The following is a 23838-nucleotide window of genomic DNA, read 5'->3' as shown; positions in this document are numbered from 1 at the left end:
ATGAGGGTTAGTCAGGCGGATATCGATGTAGTTTCATGGAAAAAAGCTGCCAGCATTTCACCATCACGGCACAAAAAGTCACACGACCATCAAAAATAAAAAAGTTCCATTGCTCGCAAAAAGAATTCAGAATTGTCCTGACTGCTGCCGAGAACCTCGACTCAAGCGTTCTGGCACACCGCGACACACCGGCTATTTGCGAGGTAAGCAATGAGCACTGCACAGATGACCCGTCCTCCACAGACCCTCTACGTCACCATTCGACGCGATGAGCTGCGCCAGTTGAAAGACGAACGCGAACAGCTGCAGCAGGAAGTCTTGCGCTTGCGCTCGCACATCATCCAAGCCCAGCTGGATCAGCCTTCTGGCGCCCAGCCAGCGCTCTGCTAAGCCCTGTCATCGCTTTGTAAGATAACGTCTACACAAATCTCACAAAGTTTTCACATACCCCTCCCGATACTCCCGCCCGAAGGGCCACCCCATGCAAGGGTGGCCTCTGTTGCGCGCAGCCCTGCGTGTCGACTGAAAAATTACCGGGTTGGAGCGCTGGATGGCGATGTTCGAACGCAGCACCAAGTCTGCGAAAGGCTTTGATTGGGCCGGCCTTGGCTGGCTGTTCCTGTTTTTCTGGTATTTCTCGGGTATTACCCAACTGCTGATTCAACTCAGCGGCACTGCCGGCTTCAGTGGTTTTCGCCAAGCGTTCTTCATGAGTGCGATCTGGCTGGCGCCGCTGCTGATATTCCCTCGTCGTACGCGTTTGCTTGCCGCCTTGATCGGCGTCGTGCTGTGGGCCTGTTCCATGGCCAGCCTGGGATATTTTTTCATCTACCAGCAGGAGTTTTCCCAGAGCGTCATCTTCATCATGTTCGAGTCGAACATCTCTGAAGCCGGCGAATACGCGACCCAATACTTCGCCTGGTGGATCGTGCTGGCGTTCATGGCCCACACCGCCGTGGCTATTTTCCTCTGGACTCGCGTACGACCGGTGTACCTGCCACGTGGCCAGGCACTGATCGCGGCGACCGCGATCCTGGTGGGCATCATTGGTTACCCGCTGGTCAAACAGATCGCCCGCAGCGACACCCTCGACGATGCCATCGACCGCTTTGAATCGCGCATCGAACCCGCCGTGCCGTGGCAGATGATCGTCGCCTACCGCCGCTATACCGAGCAACTGGACAACATGCAAGGCATGCTCGACAGCGCCAGCCAGATTCCGCCTTTGACGAACCTGAAAGACACCATGGCCGGCCAGCCGTCCACCCTGGTGCTGGTCATCGGTGAGTCGACCAACCGCCAGCGCATGAGCCTCTACGGCTACCCGCGCAACACCACGCCTGAGTTGGACAAACTGCGCGATCAATTAGCCGTGTTCGACAACGTCATCACCCCGCGCCCCTACACCATCGAAGCGCTGCAACAGGTGCTGACCTTCGCCGACGAAGAAAACCCTGACCTGTACCTCAAGACGCCATCCATTGTCAGCGTGATGAAACAGGCAGGCTACAAGACCTACTGGATCACCAACCAGCAGACCATGACCAAACGCAACACCATGCTCACGACCTTCTCCGAACAGGCCGACGAACAGGTGTACCTGAACAACAACCGCAACCAGAACGCCCGCCAATACGACGGCGATGTGCTGGCACCGTTTTCCAAGGCGTTGGCTGATCCTGCGGAACGTAAATTCATTGTGGTCCACTTGCTGGGCACCCACATGAGCTACCAGTACCGCTACCCGCCGACCTTCGACAAGTTCACTGACCGCCAGGGCGTACCGGCCGGCGTGACCGACGATCAACTGCCGACCTACAACAGCTACGACAACGCCGTGCTGTACAACGACTTCGTGGTGTCTAGCCTGATCAAGGACTACGCCAAGACCGATCCCAACGGCTTCCTGTTGTACCTGTCGGACCATGGCGAAGACGTATTCGACTCAGCGGGCCACGCCACTCTGGGGCGCAACGAAGCCAAGCCGACCGCGCCGATGTACACCATTCCGTTCATGGCCTACGCCTCACCAAAATGGCGGGAAACCCACGACTGGAGCTTTGCTGGCGATTTACAGCGGCCCTACAGCAGCTCGCAGTTGATTCACACCTGGGCGGACCTTGCCGGGCTAAGCTTCAAAGAGCTGGACCGTACGAAAAGTCTGGTGAGCGACAGCTTCACGGCCCGCCCACAAATGATCGGCAACCCCTACCTGCGTCAGCAGAAACCACTGATCGACTTCAGCCTGATCAAGCCGAAAAAAGTCAATCCAACCGACGTTGTGCTCCAGGAAAAACCAGCGCTGTAACAGAAAGATAATAATCATTCTCGTTTAAGCCTAAAGTTCCTCCCGTCCTTTCGTCTTTGAACCATGGCCTTTCCCGACCGGAAAGGCCGCAAAGACGACAAGGAGTCTTCCGCGATGTTCGCGCCTTTCACCCGTTCCATGACCCTCACCCTCGGCCTCTTCAGTGTGGCCACCAGCCCCACTCTGCTGGCTGAAACCGACCCCGAAAACAAAGCCCTGGAGCTGGGCGCCACCAGCATCACTGCCGAAGGCCTGGGCGCCACCACCGAACACACCGGGGCCTACACCACCGGCTCCATGAGTACCGCCACCCGCCTCAACCTGTCCGTCAAGGAAACCCCGCAATCGATCTCGGTGATCACGCGCCAGCAGATGGATGATTTCAATCTCAATACCTTGACCGAGGTGTTGCGCCAGACCACGGGGGTCAACGTCCAGCACAACGACTCCGACCGTGTGTCGTACTCGTCACGTGGCTATGGCATCAGCAACTTCCAGATTGACGGGATGCTCAATACGTTTGGCTACATGAAGTCCGATTCCGACACCATCATCTATGACCATATCGAAGTGGTGCGGGGCGCCACGGGCTTGACCACCGGCGCCGGCGATCCCTCCGCCACGGTCAATATGGTGCGCAAACGCCCGACGGCCCAATGGCAGGCGCAAACCGGGGTCAAGGCCGGCAGCTATGACAACTACTACAGCTACGTAGACGTGGGCGGTCCGTTGGCATTTGACGGCAAGCTGCGCGGGCGGACGGTACTGGCCTACCGGGACAGCCAATCCTTTCGCGACAATTACGGGCTGCAACGGGCGGTGGGATACGGCATCCTTGAAGGCGACCTATCAGACGATACGGTCTTGGCCGTAGGCTTTGATTACCAGAACAAGCAGGTCCAAGGCACCTCCTGGGGCACCGTGCCGTACTGGAACAGCCAGGGAGGCAAGGCCGGGCTGTCCCGCTCCACCAATATGGCGGCGCACTGGAGCTCCTGGCCGCTGACTGACAAGACCACCTTCGCCACCCTCGATCATCGGCTCGGCGGTGACTGGCATTTGAAAGCCGCCTATACCCATCGCCAAAGCGACACCGATGGCAAGGTGTACTACGGCGGCGCGGGCTTCCCCAATGACGACCGCAGCGGCATGACCGCCTGGGCCAGCCACATGCGCGGCACCTCGAGAATGGAAGCGGTCGACCTCAACCTCGCCGGCAGCTACGCCTTGTTGGGCCGCGAACATGCACTGATGATGGGGTATGGCGAGGCGACACAACGCGACGTGTCTCCGGTGATGCGCAGCAACATTCCTGACGGCTACTACACGATCGAAGACTGGAAATACATGGGCGGGATTGGCAAGTTCGGCGACACGGTCACCGGCCTCAAAGGCGAGCACAGCAGCAAGCAACAGAAAGCTGGCTACCTGGCTACGCGCCTGAACCTGACTGACCGCTTGCATGCGGTACTCGGAAGCCGCTATGGCAGCTGGGAGCTGGAAAGCGCGACGCCCGAATACGATGGCAATGATCAGCTACTCAGAGCCAACAAAACCCGCCAGACCCACAACGATATGTGGACGCCCTACGCCGGCCTGCTTTACGACATCACGCCGGAGTACACCGTTTACGCGAGCTACACCGACATTTTCAAGCCGCAGAGCCTCAAGGACGTTAGCAACAAATACCTGGAACCGGTGGTGGGCAGCAACTATGAGGTCGGGCTCAAGGGGAGTCTGTTGAATGAGCGCCTGAACGTCGCGGCCGCGTATTTCTGGAGCAAACAGGACAACGTCGCCGAACGGGATTATTCGGTACCGCCAAACCCGACCACTGGCGAGGAGTACTACAAATCCGGCGGCAAGGGGAATAAGGTCAATGGCTTTGAACTGGAGGTTGCCGGCGAAGTGATGCCGGACTGGAACCTGACGGCAGGCTACACGTATACCCACTCGGTGAATGGCACGGACAAGCGCAACAACACCGGGCAGCCTCTCAACCTGGTGAAGGTCTCCAGTGCCTACCGATTACCGGGGGCATGGCGCAACCTGACGGTGGGCGGCGCGGTCAACTGGCAGAGCGATATCTACGAATTCAGCAACCGGCCTACAGGGCAACGCATCGGTAACAGGCTGGTGACCGAGCGCGCGAAAATCACGCAACAGGCCTACACCGTGGTCAACCTGATGTCGCGCTACCAGTTCGACGAACATGTTTCGGCATCACTTAACGTCAACAATCTATTTGATAAAAAATATTACGAACGCGTCGGGTTCTATAATGGCGTGTATTGGGGTGACCCGCGCTCGATCACTCTGGCATTGGACTGGAAGCTGTAAGGCTTCTTAACCCGAAGTTAACGAAATTGTTAACTTCGGAGTTTTTTCGCGTTAATTCCTACTTAATAAACTCACGCCAAACTCGCCCCATGAATCTGATCAAGGACAGAGCGGATACCGATCACTCTTAATGGGAATACTGCCATGAAACTCTCCACCCTGGTGCTTGCCAGCCTGATGACCCTGACCTCCGCCGCAGCCTTTGCCGAAGGCGGTTCCGAGCGTTCGAAGGAGTTCTACAACAACTTCACGTTCATGCAGCAAAAGACTCACGGCACGGCTGAACAAACCGCGCAGGCTGATGGGAAGAACGTGAAGAAAGAGGCGGCCGGTCAATCCACCGCCGAGCAACAACCGAACACTTGATTCAACGGGTTTAACCGCACGGCCCTTTACCATCCTGCTCCTATGGCTAAGGTGAACTTGGCGCCATTTAATTAATGGCGCCCTTTTTTTGCCTGCTATTTATTAAAGCGGTTTGCTCCAGAACAACATGCGCCCGTGCGCTGGATCAAATATCGAATCATCAAAACCGAACTTGCGATAGGCCGACTGAGCCACCGCATTGCCTTCCAGCACCTCCAGGGTGATTTTGCAGCAGCCGCGCTGACGAGCGATTTCCTCGACCTTCTGCAACATTTTCTGGCTCAGCCCCAGCCCCCGAAACGCATCCATCACCACCACGTCGTGGACGTTGACCAGCGGACGGCAGGCAAATGTGGAAAACCCTTCAAAACAATTCACCAGCCCGGCCGGCACTCCGTTCACAAACGCCAATACGCTGAACGCGTGCGCACGCTTGGCCAATTCTGCCGGCAACTGCGCCAGCAAATCCGGGTCCAGGCTGTGCCCGCCCCCCATAGGGTCTTCGGCGTAGTGGTTGAGTACCAAAGCGATGGCTTCGGCATGCACGGTATTGGTGTAGCTGGCTTGCAGCACCAGGATGTCAGGGGTGTCCATTTCCTTCCTCGATAACGGCAACAAGGGACTCGGTTCCCTTGGAGGGCATGATTGTAAACGTGGGAACACCGCCAACTGAAGGAGATTAACTACAAATAGGCGTTTGAAAACGCGTAGGTTGTGGCCCCTAAAAAGGGCGAGATTGCTCGTTTCAGGGGTTTGTTCGCACACGCTTCAGGAAAAACGCTGCAATTGCATTTCTTGCAGGCGGCTCAAAGTGCGACGGAAGGGAAACTCCAGGTAACCCTCGGTATAGAGGCGCTCAAGCGGCACCTGAGCCTCGATGAACAACGGCACTTTACGGTCGTAGCACTCGTCCACCAAGGCGATAAACCGTCGCACACTGTCATCGTGCACCGACAATTCGGGCAACTCGCGATCACCCGCCTCCACCCGTTGCGCACCGTCTTCGGTGCCACGGGCAATCCGCCCTGGACGTTTTTGCGCACTGAGGTTGGGCACCTCGCCCAGCAGGATCGCCTTGAACCGATCGCAGAGCAGCATGAAGTCCATCGCTGCCAGGGGTTGCTCACACAGATCAGCATAACGACACCACAGTACGGTATCGCTGGATTGCACCGCGACGATGGACCGATGCCCCACTGCGACAGGCCCACTGCGCACTGGCTGGCCTTCGGCCAATTGCTTGAACACACCGGCCAACGCGGAGGGCTGATTGACCCAATAGCGTTGGATACCGATACCCGGATGCAAACGGTGGTCCTCTCCCCCATCCACCGCAATCACTTGCAGATGCTGTTGTATCGCCGCAATCCCCGGTAGGAACCGCTCGCGGTTGAAACCCTCGGCATACAGCTGGTCTGGCGGTTGGTTGGAGGTGCAGACCATCACCACACCTTCCTCGAACATCACCTGAAACAAACGCCCCAGGATGATTGCGTCACCTATGTCATTGACGAATAGTTCGTCAAAGCACAGCACCCGCACCTCCCGGCTCAATTCCCGAGCAAGCGCCTGCAAAGGATCCTGCGTGCCGGTCAGTTGAAACAGGCGTTGATGCACCCAGCCCATGAAGTGATGAAAATGCTGGCGGCGTGCGGGCACTTTCAAGCTTTGGTAGAACTGATCCATCAGCCAGGTTTTGCCACGGCCCACCGGGCCCCACAGATAAACGCCCATGATGGGCGCACGACCTTGGTGCAAGGCTTCATGGCAGGCTTGCAACGCGTCCACCGCACGGCGCTGGGCGTCGTCGGGCACGAAGCCTTGTTGAGCGATGGCATGTTGGTAGGCAGCGATGGGCGAGTCGAAAGTCATGCTCGCCAGTATGACCTACAGGGAAATATCCAGCCGCGAAATCTTGCCCTGCTCGTTCAAGCGAAAGGTGTAGCGCAGCTCCAAGGGGCTGCCGGGAAAATTGCCAGACACCACATTGCTGACCAACACCTTGCCCGTACGGTGTTGCACATTAAGCACTTCGACCCTTGGCTGGTAACGGCGCGCGGTGTCTTCCATCCAGCGCGCGATGGCAGCAGTACCGACCTGATGCTGCCCCTCATCGAACACATTGGCGTCGTCGGCAAAACAGTGGGCGACAGCCGAAGTGTCACGGGCATTGGCGGCTTCGAGATAGGCCACGATGGCCGGTGCCAACTCAGTATTAGACATGGCACAGCTCCTTTCTTGGTGATTTGTGGTGCCATGCTAAGCCAGGGTTGTGTCAGTTTTTGTCAGGAGTGAATGGCCCGGATTCATTCTGCTCCATCAGCTTGCGCCAGCCGCGCAGCCAATCACTGCGCCGCCCCGGATAACGCTCGCCATGGGCCTCGGCACTCGCCACGCGGTCGGTACGAAAGGTGCGATACGCGCCGCGCAGCTCACACCAGGCGACGATCACCCGCACTTCATTCAGGAACCCCAGGGCCAGGGGCCAGATCAGGCGCTGGCTCTGGGTCTGGCTGGCGTCCGCGTAATCGATATGCAACTTGGCCTGGTTACGGATGGCGTCGCGAAACACATTCAGCGGCACGCGGTTCTCCGGGTAACCGAATCCTGGCGGCCCCGGCAACACCGTCGGGTTGCGCAGGGCCTCCTGAGCGGCCGGGTCGAGCACGTCGGCGATTTTTGCCAGGGCGTTGGCGGCGGCGCGGCTGAGCACGTCATCACCGCGCTGATCCACGTAGCGCAAGCCAAGCACGATGGCCTCGGTTTCCTCGGCGTTCAGCATCAACGGCGGCAAAAACAAGCCGCTGCGCAACACATAACCCACCCCCGCCTCGCCGAAAATCGGCGCTCCCAGCGCCGTTAATTCCGCGATATCACGGTAAAGCGTGCGCTCCGACACCTCCAGCTGCGCCGCCAGCACGGCAGCCGTCACCGGGCGTTTCTTACCACGTAAAGCCTGGAGCAAAGTCAGTAGACGAGTGGTACGCGACACGGAAAGCCCCGCCAAAAAACAAAAGTCCCGCAGCTTAGCAGAGCCCCCTGTCAGAAAACGTCAGCAGTGAAAAAGCCTCTTGACCGAATAAATTATAGCGATCATATTAAATAAATGTTGCCAAACATGTAAGAAAAATCACTGCCTCAGGAGTCCTTGTATGCGCAATAAAGTCTTTGGCCGCCGCAGCGGTCTGCAGGTATCTGAACTGGCGTTGGGCACTGCCAATTTCGGCACGGGCTGGGGCCATGGTGCCGAGCGTGATGAGTCCAAGCAGATTTTTGATGGTTACCTTGAAGCCGGTGGCAATTTCCTGGATACCGCCAACGGCTACCAGTTCGGCCAGTCGGAAAAGCTGCTGGGGGAGTTCATCGCCTCCGAGCGCGACAACCTGGTGGTCGCCAGCAAATACACGCTACGCAGCCAACCTTCCGATGAAGGCACGATCAGACTCGGCAACAACCGCAAGAACCTGGTTCGCTCGGTGGAAGAAAGCCTCAAGCGCCTGAACACCGACCGCATCGACCTGCTCTGGGCGCACATGAGCGACAACGTCACGCCCATGGAAGAGATCCTGCGCGGCTTCGATGACCTGGTTCGCGCTGGCAAGATCCACTACGCCGGTCTTTCCAACTTCCCCGCCTGGCGCATTGCCCGCGCCGACCTGCTGGCCGAAGTGCGCAACTTCGCACCGATCATCGGCATCCAGGTGGAATACAGCCTGGTCGAGCGCACCGCCGACCGCGAACTGCTGCCGATGGCCGAAGCCCTGGGCCTGGCTGCCACACTGTGGTCGCCCCTCGGCGGTGGCTTCCTGACCGGCAAGTACCGCAACACCCAGGACGACAACCGCGCCAACAAGCTCGGTATCCTGGTGCACGCCGAGCACAGCGCCCGCGAAACCGCCGTGCTGGACACCCTGCTGGCGGTCGCCGCCGAAGTGGAAGCCTCCCCAACCCACGTTGCCATCGCCTGGCTACGGGAAAAGGCGCGCCGCTCCACCACCGCCCTGATCCCGATCCTGGGTTCGCGCACACGCGCCCAACTGGACAGCACCTTAGGCGCATTGAATGTGCAGTTGTCAGCCGAGCAAGTCACCCGTCTCGACAACGCCAGCGCTATCCCACTGGGTGTTCCGCACGGCATCATCGCCGAGCGTTTCCCCATCGATATTGGCCTGGACACCCCCCGCCCGCCGGTTATCTGAGGCGAAAAAAAACGGCCTGTCGAACAGGCCGTTTTTTATTCAGTGTCCCGCTTAAGCCAGGCTTTTGCTGACCACCTCGAACACATCGCTCGACAGCTCACCCGACGCCCGAATGCGCTCCAGCTCCGCCTTCATCAGCGCCTGGCGCGCGCTGTCGTATTTGCGCCAGCGGGTCAACGGCGCCAATTGGCGCGAAGCGATCTGTGGGTTGAAGCCATTCAGCTCGATCACCAGATCCGCCAGGAAGCGATAGCCCGAACCGTCCGCCGCGTGGAAGTTGATCAAGTTCTGCCCGGCGAAGGCGCCAATCAATGCACGCACCTTGTTCGGGTTCTTCATCGTGAACGCCGGGTGCTCCATCAACGCCTTCACGCGCTCCAGCCCGCCCGGCAAAGTGCTGCCAGCCTGTACGCTGAACCACTGGTCCATGACCAGCGGGTTGTCCTTGAAGTTCTCGGCAAACACCGCCAGGGCCTTGGCCTTCTCGGCGTCGAACGGCGAATTCACCAGCACCGCCAGTGCGGTCAGGCGCTCGGTCATGTTGTCGGCGCTGTCGAACTGTTCGAGGGTCGCCGCCAGCACTTCCGGTTTGCCACTGAGCATCAGGTACGACAGCGCAATGTTCTGCAACGCACGACGGGCAAAGTGCTCGGCCGCCGCCACATAAGGCGTCTGCTTGGACAGCTCGCGATTGGCCTGGTAGCGCAACCACAGTGCTTCGTGCAGGTTCTCCGACAGTTGTTTGCGAGCAAACTCACGGGCAGCGTGGATGGCATCCACATCCGCAACCTCGCTGATTTCCGTAAGATAGGCTTCACCCGGCAACGACAGCATCTCTGCAACCATGGCCTGATCCAGGCTTTCGTCGCTCAACACGCTGCGCAGCGCGGTGATCAAACGTTGATCCATGTGCAAGGCCTGGCCCTGCTGATGCTGGGCGATGAGTTCCTGCAACACCTGCACCGACAACTGCTGGCCGGCATCCCGGCGGTTGAAGCCGTCGCTGTCGTGCTGCATCAGGAACATCAGTTGATCGCGGTTGTACGGGAAGCTCAATTTAACCGGCGCCGAGAAACCGCGCAGCAGCGAAGGCAATGGCTGCTCGGGGATATCCACGAAGGTGAAGGTCTGCTCGGCCTCGGTCACAGAAATAACGCGCGACGTGCCGCCAGCGGCCGCTTCACCGGCCAGGCGCAAGGCGATAGCGGCGCCCTTCCCGTCCAGCAAGCCCAGTTCCACCGGGATCACGAACGGCAGTTTTTCCACCTTATCCGGCGTTTCCGGGCAGCTCTGGCGGAAGGTCAGGCTGTAGGTTTTGGCCGCAGCGTCATAGGACTCGCTCACCGCCAAGCGTGGCGTGCCGGCCTGGCTGTACCAGCGCTTGAACTGGGTCAGATCAGCGCCGTTGGCGTCTTCCATGGCCTTGATGAAATCATCACAGGTCACGGCCTGGCCGTCATGGCGTTCGAAGTATAGGTCGCTGCCTTTGCGGAAGCCTTCGGCACCGAGCAAGGTGTGGATCATGCCCACAACTTCCGAGCCCTTTTCGTACACAGTCAGGGTGTAGAAGTTGGAGATTTCGATAAAGCTGTCCGGACGCACCGCGTGGGCCATCGGGCCGGCATCTTCGGCAAACTGGTGGGTACGCAGGTACGCCACGTCCTGGATGCGTTTGACCGTGGCCGAGTTCATGTCGGCGGAGAATTGCGAGTCACGGTAGACGGTGAAGCCTTCCTTGAGCGACAGCTGGAACCAGTCGCGGCAGGTCACGCGGTTGCCCGACCAGTTGTGGAAGTATTCGTGGGCGACGATCGCCTCGACCCGCTGGTGCGCGGCGTCGGTAGCGGTTTCGGCGCGGGCCAGCACGGCGCTGGAGTTGAAGATGTTGAGGCCCTTGTTTTCCATGGCGCCCATGTTGAAGTCGTTCACCGCCACGATCATGAAGATGTCGAGGTCGTACTCGCGACCGTAGGTTTCTTCGTCCCAGCGCATGGATTTTTTCAGGCTGGTCATGGCGTGCTGGCACTTGTCGATGTTTTCCGGCTCGACGTAGATGCGCAGCGCGACCTCGCGGTTGGTCATGGTGGTGAAGGTGTCTTCGACACACCACAAATCACCCGCCACCAGCGCAAACAGGTACGCCGGCTTCTTGAACGGGTCTTCCCAGGTCGCCCAGTGGCGACCGTCTTCACCGGGGCCGCTGGCAATCGGGTTGCCGTTGGACAGCAGGATCGGGTAGCGATGCTGCTCGGCGATCACCGTGGTGGTGAAGGTGCTCATCACGTCCGGGCGGTCGAGGTAATAGGTGATCTTGCGGAAACCTTCAGCTTCGCACTGGGTGCAGAACATGCTGCCGGACTTGTACAGGCCTTCCAGGGCGGTGTTGGTTTCCGGGTGGATTTTTACCGTGGTGTCCAGGGTAAAGGTCGCGCTCTTTGGCTGTACCGTCAGGTGGCTGTCGGTCAGTTGGTAGTCATCTGCCGTCAACTCCTGATCGGCAAGGTTCACGCTCAGCAGCTCCAGTTGCTGGCCGTCCAGCACCAATGGCGGCAAGCCGGCGCCGCGCTCAGGGTTGCGGCGCATCACCAGTTGCGCGTGGACCAGGCTGTGGTCCTCGAACAACTCGAAGGTCAGGTGCGTCTCTTCGATCAGGTAGTCCGGCGCCTGATAGTCCTTCAGGTAGATCATCTTCGGTTGTTCGGTGCGCATGGGTGGCATCCTTCTACTGATGCACGGCGAGCTGGTAGGCCGTGTACTTACGAATGTTGATAACGCCGGTGTCGAAGATCAGGTATTGGCCTTTGATCCCCAGCAGCGTGCCTTCGGCAATCGGGTTCTTGTCCAGGTTGAAGCTGACGATCTTGGCCGGATACTGCTCGACCGGGTAGCGGATTTCGATCGGTTCGATGTCGGTTATCGGTTGGATGGCCTGCAGGCCAAAGCGTTCCTGCAAACCGAGCAAGCCTTCGGCGCAGGAGGCGAACAGCTCATCGCGCACCTGCTTGAGGTCGACGGCTTGGGCGTCGCCTTTGAGCAGCGCGCGCCAGTTGGTTTTATCGGCTACCTGACTGCGGAACAGGTCTTCGACGAAACCAGACTGCTGGCGGGTCGCCACGCGCATGATCGGCAGCGCCTGACTCGCGCCCTGGTCCAGCCAGCGCGTCGGCAACTGGGTGGCGCGGGTGATGCCGACCTTGATCCCCGACGAATTCGCCAGGTACACCACGTGGTCGGTCATGCAGAATTTTTCACCCCAGCCCGGATCGCGGCAGGTGCCGGCGTCGTAATGGCAACGCTCGGGGCTCATGATGCACAGGTCACACTGGGCCAGCTTGGTCATGCACGGGTAGCAGTAACCCTGGCTGAAGCTAGTCTTGGTCTTGCGGCCGCAATGGCTGCAATGGATGGCACCGAGGTATTCCAGGCGTACGTGTGTACCAATCAACGGGTTGACCGGCACCTCGACATCGCCCAGTCGAAACGCGTATTGAACGGTCGGCTCACCGAGTTGCGCCGACATCTTGCTGACTGCACCGCGACCAATTTCAATCAATGGATCGCATCCGACTTGAACAGGATATTCGGTACGGGCGCGGACTTGGAGGCGCATTCCTGCGGGCCCATGTAGCCGGTGCGCTGCTCTTCCGGCAGGTTCTGGATTTCCCAGGCGATCACCGCTTGCAGGGACAGCTCGCGCTGTTCGGCAGTGAGCTTGCGGCCGTCGAACCACTTGCCGATTTCCACGGCGAGCTTGAGGCTCTCGTAGATGTCCGGGGTGATGTTTTCGATCATTTCAGCAAAAGAGGACATAAGGCTCTTCCTTATCAAAGAGAGGCTTTGCGGCGGCTGTACAGCCCACCCAGCAAACCCGTCAGGCAACCGATAACCAGGCCGCCGACATGGGCAGCGTTGGCGATTTCGCCGAAACCGATCATCGAGACCAGCCCCGACAGGCAAAGCAGCAACCACACCAGCATCATCACCAGCACCCCACGGGGCAGGCGATAGGCCGGGTTGGGCGACAGTAATTGAAAAATCCAGCAATGCCCGAGCAGGCCGTACAGCACACCGGACAACCCACCGAACAGGCCAGGCCCGCCAAAAACGTATTGAGCGTAGTTCGACACCAGGCTGAACAACAGCGTCAGGCCGAGCAGATTGATGCTGCCCTGGCGCGCTTCGATGCGCCGGCCCAGTTCCCAGTACCACATGCCGTTCATGGCCAGGTGCAGGATGCCGAAGTGGATCAGCATCGGCGTGACCAGGCGCCACCACTGACCCGCCGCCAGGCTGTCGGCCAGGGGCGTGAACTGGATGTACTCGCCGACGATGCGAAACTGCAGGAACGTCAGCCAGCTCATGGCTTGCAGGTTTTCACCGAGCAAGGTCAGCGCGCCTACGATGATGCTTGCCAGCAACACCAGCGCAGTCACCGGGCTTTGGCGCAGTTGCTGCACAAACCCGGGGCGCTTGACCGGCGCCTGCTCGGGAATATCCAGTTGCTGGTCCGGGTCACCGGCGGGAAAGCGTTGATACAGCACACGCACGTCGTCGCTGATGGTTTCCGGCACCCACAACACCTGCTCGCCCGCCTCTTCGCTGACGCGATGGGGCACTTGCATGCGTTGCAGCAACTGGACAAAGCCGCCCAGGTCGACACTCAGGGGCAGGCGCAATACAGCCACGGTACTCATTTGATGACCTCGGGGCGCTCAACGTCGACCCATACGAATTTACTCGGATCCAGGCGCGTTTCCTGATCCAGACGATAAGCCACCAGCTTGCCGTACAGCACGGCGCTGTAGTCCAGGCACGCCAGGTTCTCGCGGATCGGCGCCGGTTTGCCGCTGCGCCAGTAATGCCCGACAAACAACAAGGGTTCGTCGACGCCGTAACGCAGCAGGGAATTCTTTTCGGTGGAGGACAAGGGCGTACGCGCTACTGGCTCCGGCAAGGCGTCGGGCTGGAACACGATGTCGCCGTAGGTCTTGGGGTCGTCCTCCCAGAACTTGGTGCGAAAGAACGAGCGCGTCAGGCCATCGCCACCGGTCAGCGTGAGGCCATCCGGCAGGCGCATGTCGGTGCCGCGCAACAGTCGGTCGAAAGCGTTGCAGGCAAAACTACCCGGCACGGCGGCGGCCTGCAGGAAATGCTGGTCGATGCAGCCGTCCGGGAACGTGGCGCGCAGCGGATCGATAAAGCCGTCATCCCAGCAGGCATGCACCACACGAAAGCGCCCGGCATCGACAAACAGCGGCATGTCATAGAACCAGCCGAGGAAGTCGTGCCAGTCGGCCGGGTGGTGCTCGAACTGGGTCAGGGTTTCGTGGATCAACCGCGCGTGCCGTGGGTTGTGTTCGCGCACGAACTGCCTGCCACTGCCCGGCGGTGCCGGCGTGGTCCAGCCCAGCGCATTGAACTCATGGTTGCCCATGATGCACAGCGCCTGGCCGGCTTCGGTCATGTCGTGGACGATGTGCAACGCCTCACGGATGCGTGGGCCACGGTCGATGATATCGCCGAGGAACACCGCCATACGCGACGGATGCCGCCAGACACCGCCGACCTTGTGATAGCCCAACTGGTCGAGCAAGTGCTCAAGGGTATGAGCGCAACCGTGCACGTCACCAATCAGGTCGTAGCTACGCGCGGGATCGAGCATCAGTCGCCTCCACCCCCCAAGCGGCTGCCCCAGCCCAGCTTGGTGCGGCACACTTCGTAGTAGTTGTGGTCCAGCGGGTGGATCAACCGCAACTTCTGTGCCTTTTTGCTCACGGTGATGGTGTCACCGGGGGCGCAGGTGAAATGGTTCTGCCCGTCACACGACACCTGCGGGTAGATTTGCATGTCTTTGGACACCACGATTTTCAGCTCACTGTTGCCGTCGACCACAATCGGCCTGCTCGACAACATATGGGGGTACATCGGCACGATCACAATGGCATCCAGCTTGGGATGCATGATCGGGCCACCCGCCGACAATGCGTAGGCGGTGGAGCCGGTGGGCGTGGCTACGATCAGGCCGTCAGCCTTCTGGCTGCAGACGAACTGGCCGTCTATGTAGAGTTCGAACTCGATCATCCGCGTGGACTTGCCAGGGTGCAGCACCACGTCATTCAGGGCGTCGCCCTGGCCGATGGCTTCGCCGTGGCGGCGCACTTCGGCTTGCAGCAGGAAGCGGTTCTCCACCAGGTAATGGCCGTCGAGCACCTTGGCCACTTCGACTTCCAGCTCATCCGGGCGGATATCGGTGAGAAAACCCAGGCTGCCGCGGTTGATCCCCAGCACCGGCACGTTATGCCGTGCCAAGGCACGGGCTGCGCCCAGCAGGCTGCCGTCGCCGCCGACCACAATCACCATGTCACAGACTTCGCCGAGCATCTTGCGTGAAGAGGTCTGCAGGCCGTGGCCGGGGAGGATTTCGGCGATGGTGTCTTCAAGGATCACATGCAGGTGGCGGTCCAGCAGGAATTTTTTCAGCCGGCGGACGGTGTCCAACACCTGGGTACTGCCCAGGCGACCGATAATGCCGATATTGCGAAATTGCTCCATGGGGCTCCTGCGGGATGTGGGGTGTGGCAAAAAGAAGGATTATGGGCGAAAGGCCGCCCCAGGCAAAATCCTTTGTCGCCGTGAAGCCTTGATGACAATGGTTCTCAGCCACCTGCCCGGCACTTAAAAGGCTATGCTCGGACCATGACTGTGTTCCCGGATCTGCACAACCTGCCCCGCCAGCTGCGCCACCCCGAAGTGCGCGACCTGGCGTGGGTAATGCTCGCCCCGCCGATGTTGGCGCAAACGCCTTGGCCACAGCGCCATCCGTTGGCCGGCAGCGATTGGGTGCAAGCGCCTCATCTGCTGGAGCACTGGCTGCGCCAGCTCGATCGGGACAGCAGCGCCTTGCAGCACTGGCTGAACCTGTCGCGCACCCGTCGCCTGGGCCTGTATTACGAGCGCCTGTGGCAGTTCGCCGTACAACATGCACCGGGCGTGGAACTGTTGGCGGCCAATCTGCCAATCCGCCGCGCCGGGCATACCCTCGGCGAGCTGGACATGCTGCTACGCGACCGTGACGGCGTGCATCACCTGGAACTGGCGATCAAACTCTATCTCGGTCCGCAGGACGGCAATGGCCAGGACACGGCGCAATGGCTGGGGCCGGGTTGCCATGACCGGCTGGACCGCAAACTGGCGCATCTGGCCCAGCATCAACTGCCGATTTCAGCGCGGCTGGAAAGCCGAGAGGCACTGGCGGCGCTGGATATCCAACAATTCGATGCGCATTTGTGGCTGGGCGGCTATCTGTTGTACCCCTGGCCTGGCGAGGCCGTTGAGCCCGTTGGCGCTCATCCACAACACCTGCGCGGACGCTGGTTGCATCAGCGTGATTGGCAAGCGTTTGTCGCCCGCAGCCAGCCCGGCCGCTGGCAACCCCTGCCCCGACATGCGTGGTTGGCGCCGGCGCATTACACGGCGGATGAAGTCTGGAGTGAAGAACAGATGAGGGGCTGGCTGGCGGAGCTGGATCCGATGGCGCCGGCGCAGTTGTTGGTACGGATGGTTCAAGTAAAGGAGGATTGGGAAGAAGCCGAGCGATTGTTCCTGGTGGCAGACCTTTGGCCGAATGTGCCCGGCAATACCTAATCGTCAATATGCCGGTAATCCAGTTGCAACCCCACCGCCAACTCCCGAGCCCGACCCAACCTGATCGGCCCACGCTCGATATCCACCAAAAGCCCCGGACACTCCAGCAACGGCAACCCGGCGATGTCCTTGAGTCGCCCGTCAGTGATCACCAGCAGCCGCTGTTGTTCAGCCGGATACCGCTTGCGCCGCTGCGCCAGCCACGCCCCGGCTTCGGTCAACGCCGCGAGCAACGGCGTACCACCGCCCGCGCCCAATTGATCCAACCAATCCGCCAAGCCCTTCGCCGCCTTCAACCCCTGGACCTGCCATTTGGGCGAGTGCCCGCTGGCCGTCAACAACGCCATCCGCGCTCGCTGGCGGTAGGCGTCATCAAACAATTGCGCCAACAAACCCTTGGCATCGGTGAGCGCACGGTGCCGCCGGGTGGAGGCCGACGCGTCGACAATCACCAGCCACAGCTCATGGGCCGAACGGCTGCGCAGGTGATAGAGCAAATCTTCACGGGTTTGCGGGCGGCCACCGAGCAAGGTACCCGGCCAATTGATCGAGCCTTGTTTCGCGCTGCGCGCCTTACCGTACCTGCCGCTGTCCAGTCGCCCGGCCTTGGGGCGGGCATCCGCCCCCGTGTCAGGTCGGGGGCGAATGCCTAGGGCTTTTTTGGCCAGGTGGGGACTTCCCGGCGCGCCCCCGTGGGCAGGGCCGGAGCGGGCATGTCGCCCCACTGGCCTTGGCCTGGCGAAGCGTCGGAGGATTTGGGCGACTGCCCTTCACTTGGCGGGTTGGACGATGGGGTTTGTTCCTGGCGACGATGGCGCAGGGCAAACTCGGCCACCGCTTCGATATCTTCCTCGGCGATCGCATTGGCGCCACGCCAGGCGGCATGGGCCCGAGCGCCGCGCAACCACACCAGGTCCGCACGCAAACCGTCGACACCTGCTGCAAAACACCGCTCGGTGATCTGTGCCAGCGCCTCGTCATCCAGCGCGATAGTGCCCAGCTGTGCCCGCGCCTGAGTGCAGCGTTCGCGCAAGGTCGCCTGCGACGCTTCCCATTGCGCGCAGAACGCCGCCGGGTCGCTGTCGAAATCCAGGCGCCGACGAATAATCTGCCCACGCTCGGCCGGCAAGGTCTGCCCGCTCAACGCCACGTTGAAACCGAAACGGTCGAGCAGTTGCGGACGCAACTCGCCCTCCTCCGGGTTCATGGTGCCAATCAACACGAACCGCGCCGAATGGCGATGGGAAATGCCGTCGCGCTCGATCAGATTGGTGCCGCTGGCGGCCACGTCCAGCAGCACATCCACCAGGTGATCGGGCAGCAGGTTGACTTCATCGACGTACAACACGCCGCCATCCGCCTTGGCCAATACGCCGGGCGAAAACTGCGCCCGGCCCTCGCCCAATGCAGCATCCAGGTCCAGCGTGCCGACAAGGCGCTCTTCAGTCGCGCCCAAGGGCAAGGTCACGAACTGACCGCTGGCGAGCAGGTCCGCCAGACCACGCGCCAAGGTCGACTTGGCCATCCCGCGCGGGCCTTCGATCAGCACACCGCCGATCTTCGGATCGATAGCGGTCAGGCACAGTGCCAGTTTCAAGTCATCGGCGCCGACCACGGCGGACAGCGGGAAATGGGGAATATCGGTCATCAGCTGTCTTCTTCTATATCCAGCAACAGGTTTTCCAACGCCTCGCGGTACGCCCCCGGCTCCTGCCACATGCCACGCTGCTGCGCTTCGAGCATGCGCTCGGTCATGTCCCGCAGCGCATCGGGGTTGTGCTGCTGCACAAAAGCGCGGGTGTCGGGGTCGAGCAAATATGCGTCGGCCAACAGGGCGTATTGGTGATCGTCAATCAGCGCCGTGGTGGCGTCGAAGGCGAACAGATTGTCCACGGTCGCCGCCATCTCGAAGGCACCTTTATAGCCATGGCGCTTCACGCCTTCGATCCACTTGGGGTTGGCGGCGCGGGAACGGATCACCCGGTTCAGCTCTTCCTTCAAGGTGCGGATCTTCGGCAGGTCGGGCTGGCTGTGGTCACCATGATAGCTGGCCGCCTTGTCGCCGCTCAGGGTCTCCACCGCGGCGAGCATGCCGCCTTGGAATTGGTAGTAATCGTTGGAGTCGAGCAGGTCGTGCTCGCGGTTGTCCTGGTTTTGCAAAACGGCCTGCACCTGGCTCAAGCGCTGGGCAAACTGCGCGCGGGCGGCGGTGCCTTCGTCGGAACCGCCATAGGCGTAGCCGCCCCAGTTCAAGTAAACCTCGGCGAGGTCTTCACGACTTTGCCACAGGCGACCATCGACCGCGCCTTGCACACCCGCACCATAGGCGCCGGGCTTGGCGCCGAAGATACGCCAACCGGCCTGCTTGGCCGCAGCCTCTTCATCCAGGCCGGACTGGCGCAACGCCTCACGCTCACTGCGCACCTTGGCCGCCAGCGGGTTCATGTCGTCCGGCTCATCCAGCGCCGCCACGGCCTGCACCGCGGCGTCGAACAGGCGGATCAGGTTGGCGAAGGCATCGCGGAAAAAGCCTGACACGCGCAAGGTCACGTCGACACGCGGGCGGTCCAACAGGCTGATCGGCAGGATCTCGAAATCATCCACCCGTTGGCTGCCCGTCGCCCATACCGGGCGTACGCCCATCAGCGCCATGGCCTGGGCGATATCATCCCCGCCAGTGCGCATGGTAGCGGTGCCCCACACCGACAGGCCGAGCTGGCGCAGGTGGTCGCCGTGGTCCTGCAAATGTCGCTCTAGAATCAGGTTGGCGGATTGAAATCCGATGCGCCACGCCGTGGTGGTCGGCAGGTTGCGCACATCGACGGTGAAGAAGTTGCGCCCGGTTGGCAGCACATCCAAACGCCCGCGACTCGGTGCGCCACTCGGGCCTGCCGGCACAAAACGGCCGCTGAGGGCATCCAGCAATCCGCGCATTTCCGCGGGACCACAGGCGTCAAGGCGCGGCGCCACCACGATGCGCAGGCTTTCGATAACCGCCTTCACCTCTTCCCAACCGGGCTCTTCCAACTGTTCAAGCGGGCCTTCGAGCGCCTGCTCGATCAGCCGTGCGGCATACAGCTCCAGGCGTTCGCGGGTATCGCCAGCGGTGCGCCACAATTGCGCGTCGATCTTCTGCAATACCTGAGGTCGGCGCCCCGTCCAAGGTTCGGCCAGGGCACAGTCCAACGGATCAAAGCCCAAGTCGAAAGCCTTGGCCAACACACGCAGCAGGCTCGATTGCGGGCCACGCCCATCGCCACGCGGGATACGCAACAAGGCCAGCAACGTGTCGATGCGCAAGCGGCCTGCGGGCGACTCACCAAAGATGTGCAGGCCATCGCGGATCTGCGACTCCTTCAAGTCGCACAGGTAAGTATCAAGGCGCGGCAACCACACGGCAGCGTCGGCGTCGCTCTCCAGCTCAAGCTCCTGGTCGATGCGCGTTTCGCGCACCAGTTTGAGGATGTCTTTCTGCAACTCCAGGGCGCGGCGCGGATCGAGCAGTTGCGCTTCGTAATACTCGTCCGCCAGCAACTCAAGGTTACGCAGCGGGCCGTAGGTTTCAGCGCGGGTCAGCGGCGGCATCAGGTGATCGATGATCACCGCCTGGGTACGTCGCTTGGCCTGGGCGCCCTCGCCCGGATCGTTGACGATAAACGGGTAGATGTTTGGCAGCGGCCCCAACAGCGCATCGGGCCAGCAGTTTTCCGACAGGCCCACGCCCTTGCCCGGCAACCATTCAAGATTGCCGTGCTTGCCCACATGAATCACGCCATGGGCGCCATAGGTGTGGCGCAGCCAAAAATAGAACGCCAGGTAGCCGTGGGGCGGCACCAGGTCCGGGTCGTGGTAAACCGCGCTGGCGTCCACCTGATAACCCCGCGCCGGTTGGATACCGACAAAGGTCAGGCCCAGGCGCAGGCCGGCGATCATCATGCGACCATCGCGGAACATCGGATCGTTATGGGCCGTGCCCCAGCGCTCCAATACCGCCTGCCGATTGACCTCGGGCAAGCGGCTGAACATCGCCTCGTAGTCATCCAGGCCCAGGCTTTGATGACAGGGGCGCAGGTCGAGGCTGTCCAGGTCGTTAGTGACGCCGCCGAGCAAATCGTGGATCAGTGCCATGCCGCTTTCCGGCAGTGCATCCGGCACCGGATAGCCTTCGACGTGCAACGCACGCAGGATATTCAGCGCCGCCGCCGGCGTATCCAGGCCGACACCGTTGCCGATACGCCCATCGCGGGTCGGATAGTTGGCGAGGATCAGCGCGATGCGTTTGTCGGCATTCGGCACCCGCGCCAACTCGACCCAGCGTCGCGCCAATTCTGCGACAAAATCCATGCGTTCGGGCGCAGCTCGATAGCACACCACATCCGACTGGCTGCGCTCGCTGCGCCAGGCCAGGTCCTTGAAACTGATCGGACGGCTGATGATGCGTCCGTCCAACTCCGGCAAGGCAATGTGCATCGCCAGGTCGCGGGGGCCCAGGCCTTGCTCACTGGCTTCCCAGCCGGGCTGGTTGTCCTGGGCGCAGATCGCCTGAATCACCGGGATATTGCGGCGAAACGGGCGCAAATGTGGCGCTTCCGGGCTGGATTGGGCGAAACCGGTGGTGTTGAGGATCACCGCCGCGCCCACCTCGTCCAGCAGATCCTCGACCACCGCCAGACAGCCGGGCTCTTTCAGACTGGCCACCGCCATCGGCAACGGGTTGAGACCCGCCGCTTGCAAGCGCTGGCAGAACACATCGATAAAACCGGTATTGGCCGCCTGCAAATGGGAGCGGTAGAACAGCACCGCCGCCACTGGCCACTCGGCATTCCAGTCGGCCTGCCAATCATTCAGGCGGGCGTTAGCGTGGCGCGGATGATAAATCGCCGTGCGCGGCAGGGTTTGCGGCTCGGCCCAGGCGTAGTCACGGCCCAGGTAGGCACTGGCCAGACAGCGATAAAAATCCAGCGCATTGCCCAGGCCGCCCTGGCGCAGGAAGTGCCAGAGGCGATCACGCGCTTCGGCGCCGACGGTGCTCAACCCGCTGAGTTCAGGGTCCGGGCGATCATCCCCCGGCACCAGGATCAGCTGCACGCCCCTTTCGGCCAACTCCACCAGACGCTCGATGCCGTAACGCCAATAACCGATACCGCCATGCAGCGAGATCAGGATGACCTTGGCGTGGCGCAGCACTTCATCGACGTACAGGTCGACCGAGGCGTGGTTCTGCACCTGCATCGGGTTGGCTAGGCGAAAGCTGGGGTAATCGTCGGGTAACTGCTGCGCCGCTTCGGCCAGCAGCGCCAGGCTGGAATCGCCGCTGCACAGGATCACCAGGTCAGCGGGGGTTTGGCCAAGGTCGGCAATATTGTCGTCCGAGACGAAACCACCGGGCTGGGTCCTGAGCAGGTGCATGGGTTAAACGCTGAGGGCGGCGCGCAGTTGCGCTTCAAGGCCCGCCGCGTCGAGGTCCTGACCGATCAGCACCAAGCGCGTGATGCGCGCTTCGTCAGCGCCCCAGGCACGGTCGAAGTGCTTGTCGAAACGCGTGCCCACGCCCTGGATCAACAGGCGCATTGGCTTGTTCGGGATTGCGGCGAAACCTTTGACGCGCAGGATGCCGTGTTGCACCACCAACTGGGTCAGGGCGTCGAGCAGCAGCGCTTCGTCGGCTTGCGGCAGGTCGATGGAGATGGAATCGAAGGCGTCGTGATCGTGATCGTCTTCACCTTCGTGATGATGATCGTGATGGCTGTGGCGACCGTCGATGTGTTCTTCGGAGCCGGCACCCAGGCCGATCAGCACGTCCAGCGGCAGGCGACCGCTGCTGGCCTCGATGATCTTCACCGCGGGTGGCAGTTCTTCCGCGACTTCCAGGCGCACGCGGGCCAGGTCTTCAGGGCTGATCAGGTCGGTTTTGTTCAGGATAACGAGGTCGGCGCTGGCCAGTTGGTCGGCGAACAGCTCGTGCAGGGGTGATTCATGGTCCAGGTTCGGGTCGAGCTTGCGCTGCGCATCCACTTGGTCCGGGAAGGCGGCGAAGGTGCCGGCGGCCACAGCCGGGCTGTCGACGACGGTGATCACTGCGTCAACGGTGCAGGCGCTGCGGATTTCCGGCCATTGGAAGGCTTGGACCAGCGGTTTTGGCAGGGCCAGGCCGGAGGTTTCGATGAGAATGTGGTCGAGGTCGCCGCGGCGGGCCACCAATTCGCGCATCACCGGGAAGAACTCTTCCTGCACGGTGCAGCACAGGCAGCCGTTGGCCAGCTCGTAGACGCGGCCGTTGGCTTCTTCTTCGGTGCAGCCAATGGAGCACTGCTTGAGGATTTCACCGTCGATACCCAGCTCGCCGAATTCATTGACGATCACGGCAATGCGACGGCCCTGGGCGTTGTCGAGCATGTGGCGCAGCAAGGTGGTCTTGCCCGAGCCGAGGAAGCCGGTGACGATGGTGACGGGGAGTTTGGCCAGTGTTTTCATCGGATGCCCTTAGGGGCGGGCATACGGGACGATAGGCCCTGCGACGGTGCGCAGCAGCGGATTTCGTCACCGGATCACCCCGCCCGGTTGAATTGAAAATCGGTTGCGAGGCAGGTCTCCTGGCTTGGGGCTTGCGGGTCTTGCGACCGGCGCTGGCTGCGCCTTCCCGCCTTTCGGCAGTGGCGTGGCAGTCAGCTGAACCCTTTACAGTTGCGGGGGCAGCCGCGGCTTGGACCGCGTTCCCTTCTTAGCTTCGGCCTGGGGCTGAAGAACCTCGAGGGTGCAAGGCTACGCAGTGCTTGGGGGATGGTCAATGATGGGGTTTGGGTTGGGGTACATATCCGTTGCCGCGGTAATGGCTGAAATTGGTTCCGCCCTTACGGCGGGTCACTTTTGGAAAAGAGCCCGGAATGCCGGCCCAGCCAAAAGTAACCAAAAGGGCTCTTGCCCCAACACTCGGCACCTCGCCTAGGCTCGGTGTGCCCGTAATCCGACAGGGATTTGGGG

At 61.1% G+C, this 23838-nt stretch carries 20 protein-coding genes and 1 riboswitch; of the genes, 6 read left to right on the top strand and 14 right to left on the bottom strand.

The window, feature by feature from the left end:
- Nucleotides 1-210: 210 nt before the first annotated feature.
- The 4 genes from HX868_RS28965 (at nt 211) to HX868_RS28950 (ending at nt 5014) form a co-directional block, all read left to right on the top strand.
- Entirely contained in the window at nt 211-390 is a 180-nt protein-coding gene (locus HX868_RS28965) for a DUF6026 family protein (RefSeq protein WP_157742049.1), read from the top strand.
- Between the two features lie 160 nt (nt 391-550).
- On the top strand, nt 551-2308 hold the full coding sequence (locus HX868_RS28960) for a phosphoethanolamine transferase CptA (protein WP_095015917.1): 1758 nt from the start codon (nt 551-553) through the stop codon (nt 2306-2308).
- Between the two features lie 114 nt (nt 2309-2422).
- The gene (locus HX868_RS28955) at nt 2423-4648 is read left to right on the top strand and encodes a TonB-dependent siderophore receptor (protein ID WP_177005214.1); all 2226 of its coding nucleotides are present in this window, start codon (nt 2423-2425) and stop codon (nt 4646-4648) included.
- Between the two features lie 144 nt (nt 4649-4792).
- Entirely contained in the window at nt 4793-5014 is a 222-nt protein-coding gene (locus tag HX868_RS28950; protein WP_095015915.1) for a hypothetical protein, read from the top strand.
- A 102-nt stretch (nt 5015-5116) separates the two neighbouring features.
- Here HX868_RS28950 and HX868_RS28945 read toward each other — a convergent pair whose 3' ends face one another.
- The 4 genes from HX868_RS28945 to HX868_RS28930 form a co-directional block, all read right to left on the bottom strand.
- The gene (locus tag HX868_RS28945) at nt 5117-5608 is read right to left on the bottom strand and encodes a GNAT family N-acetyltransferase (RefSeq protein ID WP_016979421.1); all 492 of its coding nucleotides are present in this window, start codon (nt 5606-5608) and stop codon (nt 5117-5119) included.
- A gap of 174 nt (nt 5609-5782) precedes the next feature.
- Complete coding sequence (gene zapE, locus HX868_RS28940) at nt 5783-6886, bottom strand: cell division protein ZapE (protein WP_177005213.1); 1104 nt, start codon at nt 6884-6886, stop codon at nt 5783-5785.
- Between the two features lie 15 nt (nt 6887-6901).
- A complete protein-coding gene (locus HX868_RS28935) occupies nt 6902-7237 on the bottom strand; it encodes a nuclear transport factor 2 family protein (RefSeq protein ID WP_177005212.1) in 336 nt (111 codons plus the stop codon).
- Nucleotides 7238-7289: 52 nt separating this feature from the next.
- Nucleotides 7290-8006 (bottom strand): HTH domain-containing protein, encoded by a 717-nt coding sequence (locus HX868_RS28930; RefSeq protein ID WP_177005211.1) that lies wholly within the window; start codon nt 8004-8006, stop codon nt 7290-7292.
- Nucleotides 8007-8166: 160 nt separating this feature from the next.
- On the opposite strand from HX868_RS28930, the gene HX868_RS28925 reads away from it, so the two are divergent.
- The gene (locus tag HX868_RS28925) at nt 8167-9213 is read left to right on the top strand and encodes an aldo/keto reductase (protein ID WP_177005210.1); all 1047 of its coding nucleotides are present in this window, start codon (nt 8167-8169) and stop codon (nt 9211-9213) included.
- 51 nt (nt 9214-9264) lie between these two features.
- On the opposite strand, the gene pepN is transcribed toward HX868_RS28925, so the two are convergent.
- The 6 genes from pepN to HX868_RS28895 are packed head-to-tail and all read right to left on the bottom strand — an operon-like array spanning nt 9265 to nt 15765.
- Nucleotides 9265-11922: an aminopeptidase N gene (gene pepN / locus HX868_RS28920; RefSeq protein ID WP_177005209.1), complete on the bottom strand. Its 2658-nt coding sequence runs from the start codon at nt 11920-11922 to the stop codon at nt 9265-9267.
- 13 nt (nt 11923-11935) lie between these two features.
- Complete coding sequence (locus tag HX868_RS28915; protein WP_177005208.1) at nt 11936-12766, bottom strand: DUF2797 domain-containing protein; 831 nt, start codon at nt 12764-12766, stop codon at nt 11936-11938.
- The gene (locus HX868_RS28910) at nt 12763-13023 is read right to left on the bottom strand and encodes a YeaC family protein (protein ID WP_177005207.1); all 261 of its coding nucleotides are present in this window, start codon (nt 13021-13023) and stop codon (nt 12763-12765) included. Before HX868_RS28910 ends, HX868_RS28915 begins: the two co-directional genes overlap by 4 nt.
- Nucleotides 13024-13037: 14 nt before the next feature.
- Nucleotides 13038-13907, bottom strand: coding sequence for a rhomboid family intramembrane serine protease (locus tag HX868_RS28905; protein WP_016979428.1), 870 nt, complete (start codon nt 13905-13907; stop codon nt 13038-13040).
- Nucleotides 13904-14878: a metallophosphoesterase gene (locus tag HX868_RS28900; RefSeq protein ID WP_425504257.1), complete on the bottom strand. Its 975-nt coding sequence runs from the start codon at nt 14876-14878 to the stop codon at nt 13904-13906. The genes HX868_RS28905 and HX868_RS28900 overlap by 4 nt, the downstream gene beginning before the upstream one ends.
- A complete protein-coding gene (locus HX868_RS28895; RefSeq protein ID WP_038845279.1) occupies nt 14875-15765 on the bottom strand; it encodes an NAD(+) kinase in 891 nt (296 codons plus the stop codon). Before HX868_RS28895 ends, HX868_RS28900 begins: the two co-directional genes overlap by 4 nt.
- A 144-nt stretch (nt 15766-15909) precedes the next feature.
- On the opposite strand from HX868_RS28895, the gene HX868_RS28890 reads away from it, so the two are divergent.
- On the top strand, nt 15910-16857 hold the full coding sequence (locus tag HX868_RS28890) for a DUF1853 family protein (protein ID WP_177005205.1): 948 nt from the start codon (nt 15910-15912) through the stop codon (nt 16855-16857).
- Here HX868_RS28890 and HX868_RS28885 read toward each other — a convergent pair.
- The 4 genes from HX868_RS28885 to cobW are packed head-to-tail and all read right to left on the bottom strand — an operon-like array spanning nt 16854 to nt 23331.
- Nucleotides 16854-17453 carry a vWA domain-containing protein gene (locus HX868_RS28885; protein ID WP_177005285.1) on the bottom strand — a complete coding sequence of 200 codons (600 nt, stop codon included), beginning with the start codon at nt 17451-17453 and terminating at the stop codon, nt 16854-16856. The genes HX868_RS28890 and HX868_RS28885 overlap by 4 nt on opposite strands.
- Before the next feature lie 53 nt (nt 17454-17506).
- Complete coding sequence (locus HX868_RS28880) at nt 17507-18505, bottom strand: magnesium chelatase ATPase subunit I (RefSeq protein ID WP_177005204.1); 999 nt, start codon at nt 18503-18505, stop codon at nt 17507-17509.
- Nucleotides 18505-22266 (bottom strand): cobaltochelatase subunit CobN, encoded by a 3762-nt coding sequence (cobN, locus tag HX868_RS28875; protein ID WP_177005203.1) that lies wholly within the window; start codon nt 22264-22266, stop codon nt 18505-18507. Before cobN ends, HX868_RS28880 begins: the two co-directional genes overlap by 1 nt.
- A gap of 3 nt (nt 22267-22269) precedes the next feature.
- Nucleotides 22270-23331 (bottom strand): cobalamin biosynthesis protein CobW, encoded by a 1062-nt coding sequence (gene cobW / locus HX868_RS28870; protein WP_177005202.1) that lies wholly within the window; start codon nt 23329-23331, stop codon nt 22270-22272.
- Between the two features lie 92 nt (nt 23332-23423).
- Nucleotides 23424-23623: riboswitch (cobalamin riboswitch) on the bottom strand.
- Between the last annotated feature and the right edge of the window lie 215 nt (nt 23624-23838).

This window comes from Pseudomonas reactans (assembly GCF_013385825.1).
In the GTDB taxonomy this organism is placed as follows: domain Bacteria; phylum Pseudomonadota; class Gammaproteobacteria; order Pseudomonadales; family Pseudomonadaceae; genus Aquipseudomonas; species Aquipseudomonas reactans.
This window is presented reverse-complemented; position numbering and strand designations above follow the sequence as displayed.

Excerpts from the sequence above, each read along its gene's own strand:
- HX868_RS28895 (WP_038845279.1), bottom strand. The coding sequence starts at position 15,765 with ATGGAGCAATTTCGCAATATCGGCATTATCGGTCGCCTGGGCAGTACC.
- HX868_RS28965 (WP_157742049.1), top strand. The coding sequence starts at position 211 with ATGAGCACTGCACAGATGACCCGTCCTCCACAGACCCTCTACGTCACC.
- zapE (WP_177005213.1), bottom strand. The coding sequence starts at position 6,886 with ATGACTTTCGACTCGCCCATCGCTGCCTACCAACATGCCATCGCTCAA.
- pepN (WP_177005209.1), bottom strand. The coding sequence starts at position 11,922 with ATGCGCACCGAACAACCGAAGATGATCTACCTGAAGGACTATCAGGCG.
- HX868_RS28950 (WP_095015915.1), top strand. The coding sequence starts at position 4,793 with ATGAAACTCTCCACCCTGGTGCTTGCCAGCCTGATGACCCTGACCTCC.
- cobW (WP_177005202.1), bottom strand. The coding sequence starts at position 23,331 with ATGAAAACACTGGCCAAACTCCCCGTCACCATCGTCACCGGCTTCCTC.
- HX868_RS28890 (WP_177005205.1), top strand. The coding sequence starts at position 15,910 with ATGACTGTGTTCCCGGATCTGCACAACCTGCCCCGCCAGCTGCGCCAC.
- HX868_RS28960 (WP_095015917.1), top strand. The coding sequence starts at position 551 with ATGGCGATGTTCGAACGCAGCACCAAGTCTGCGAAAGGCTTTGATTGG.
- cobN (WP_177005203.1), bottom strand. The coding sequence starts at position 22,266 with ATGCACCTGCTCAGGACCCAGCCCGGTGGTTTCGTCTCGGACGACAAT.
- HX868_RS28955 (WP_177005214.1), top strand. The coding sequence starts at position 2,423 with ATGTTCGCGCCTTTCACCCGTTCCATGACCCTCACCCTCGGCCTCTTC.
- HX868_RS28905 (WP_016979428.1), bottom strand. The coding sequence starts at position 13,907 with ATGAGTACCGTGGCTGTATTGCGCCTGCCCCTGAGTGTCGACCTGGGC.
- HX868_RS28945 (WP_016979421.1), bottom strand. The coding sequence starts at position 5,608 with ATGGACACCCCTGACATCCTGGTGCTGCAAGCCAGCTACACCAATACC.
- HX868_RS28935 (WP_177005212.1), bottom strand. The coding sequence starts at position 7,237 with ATGTCTAATACTGAGTTGGCACCGGCCATCGTGGCCTATCTCGAAGCC.
- HX868_RS28910 (WP_177005207.1), bottom strand. The coding sequence starts at position 13,023 with ATGTCCTCTTTTGCTGAAATGATCGAAAACATCACCCCGGACATCTAC.
- HX868_RS28925 (WP_177005210.1), top strand. The coding sequence starts at position 8,167 with ATGCGCAATAAAGTCTTTGGCCGCCGCAGCGGTCTGCAGGTATCTGAA.
- HX868_RS28880 (WP_177005204.1), bottom strand. The coding sequence starts at position 18,505 with ATGACCGATATTCCCCATTTCCCGCTGTCCGCCGTGGTCGGCGCCGAT.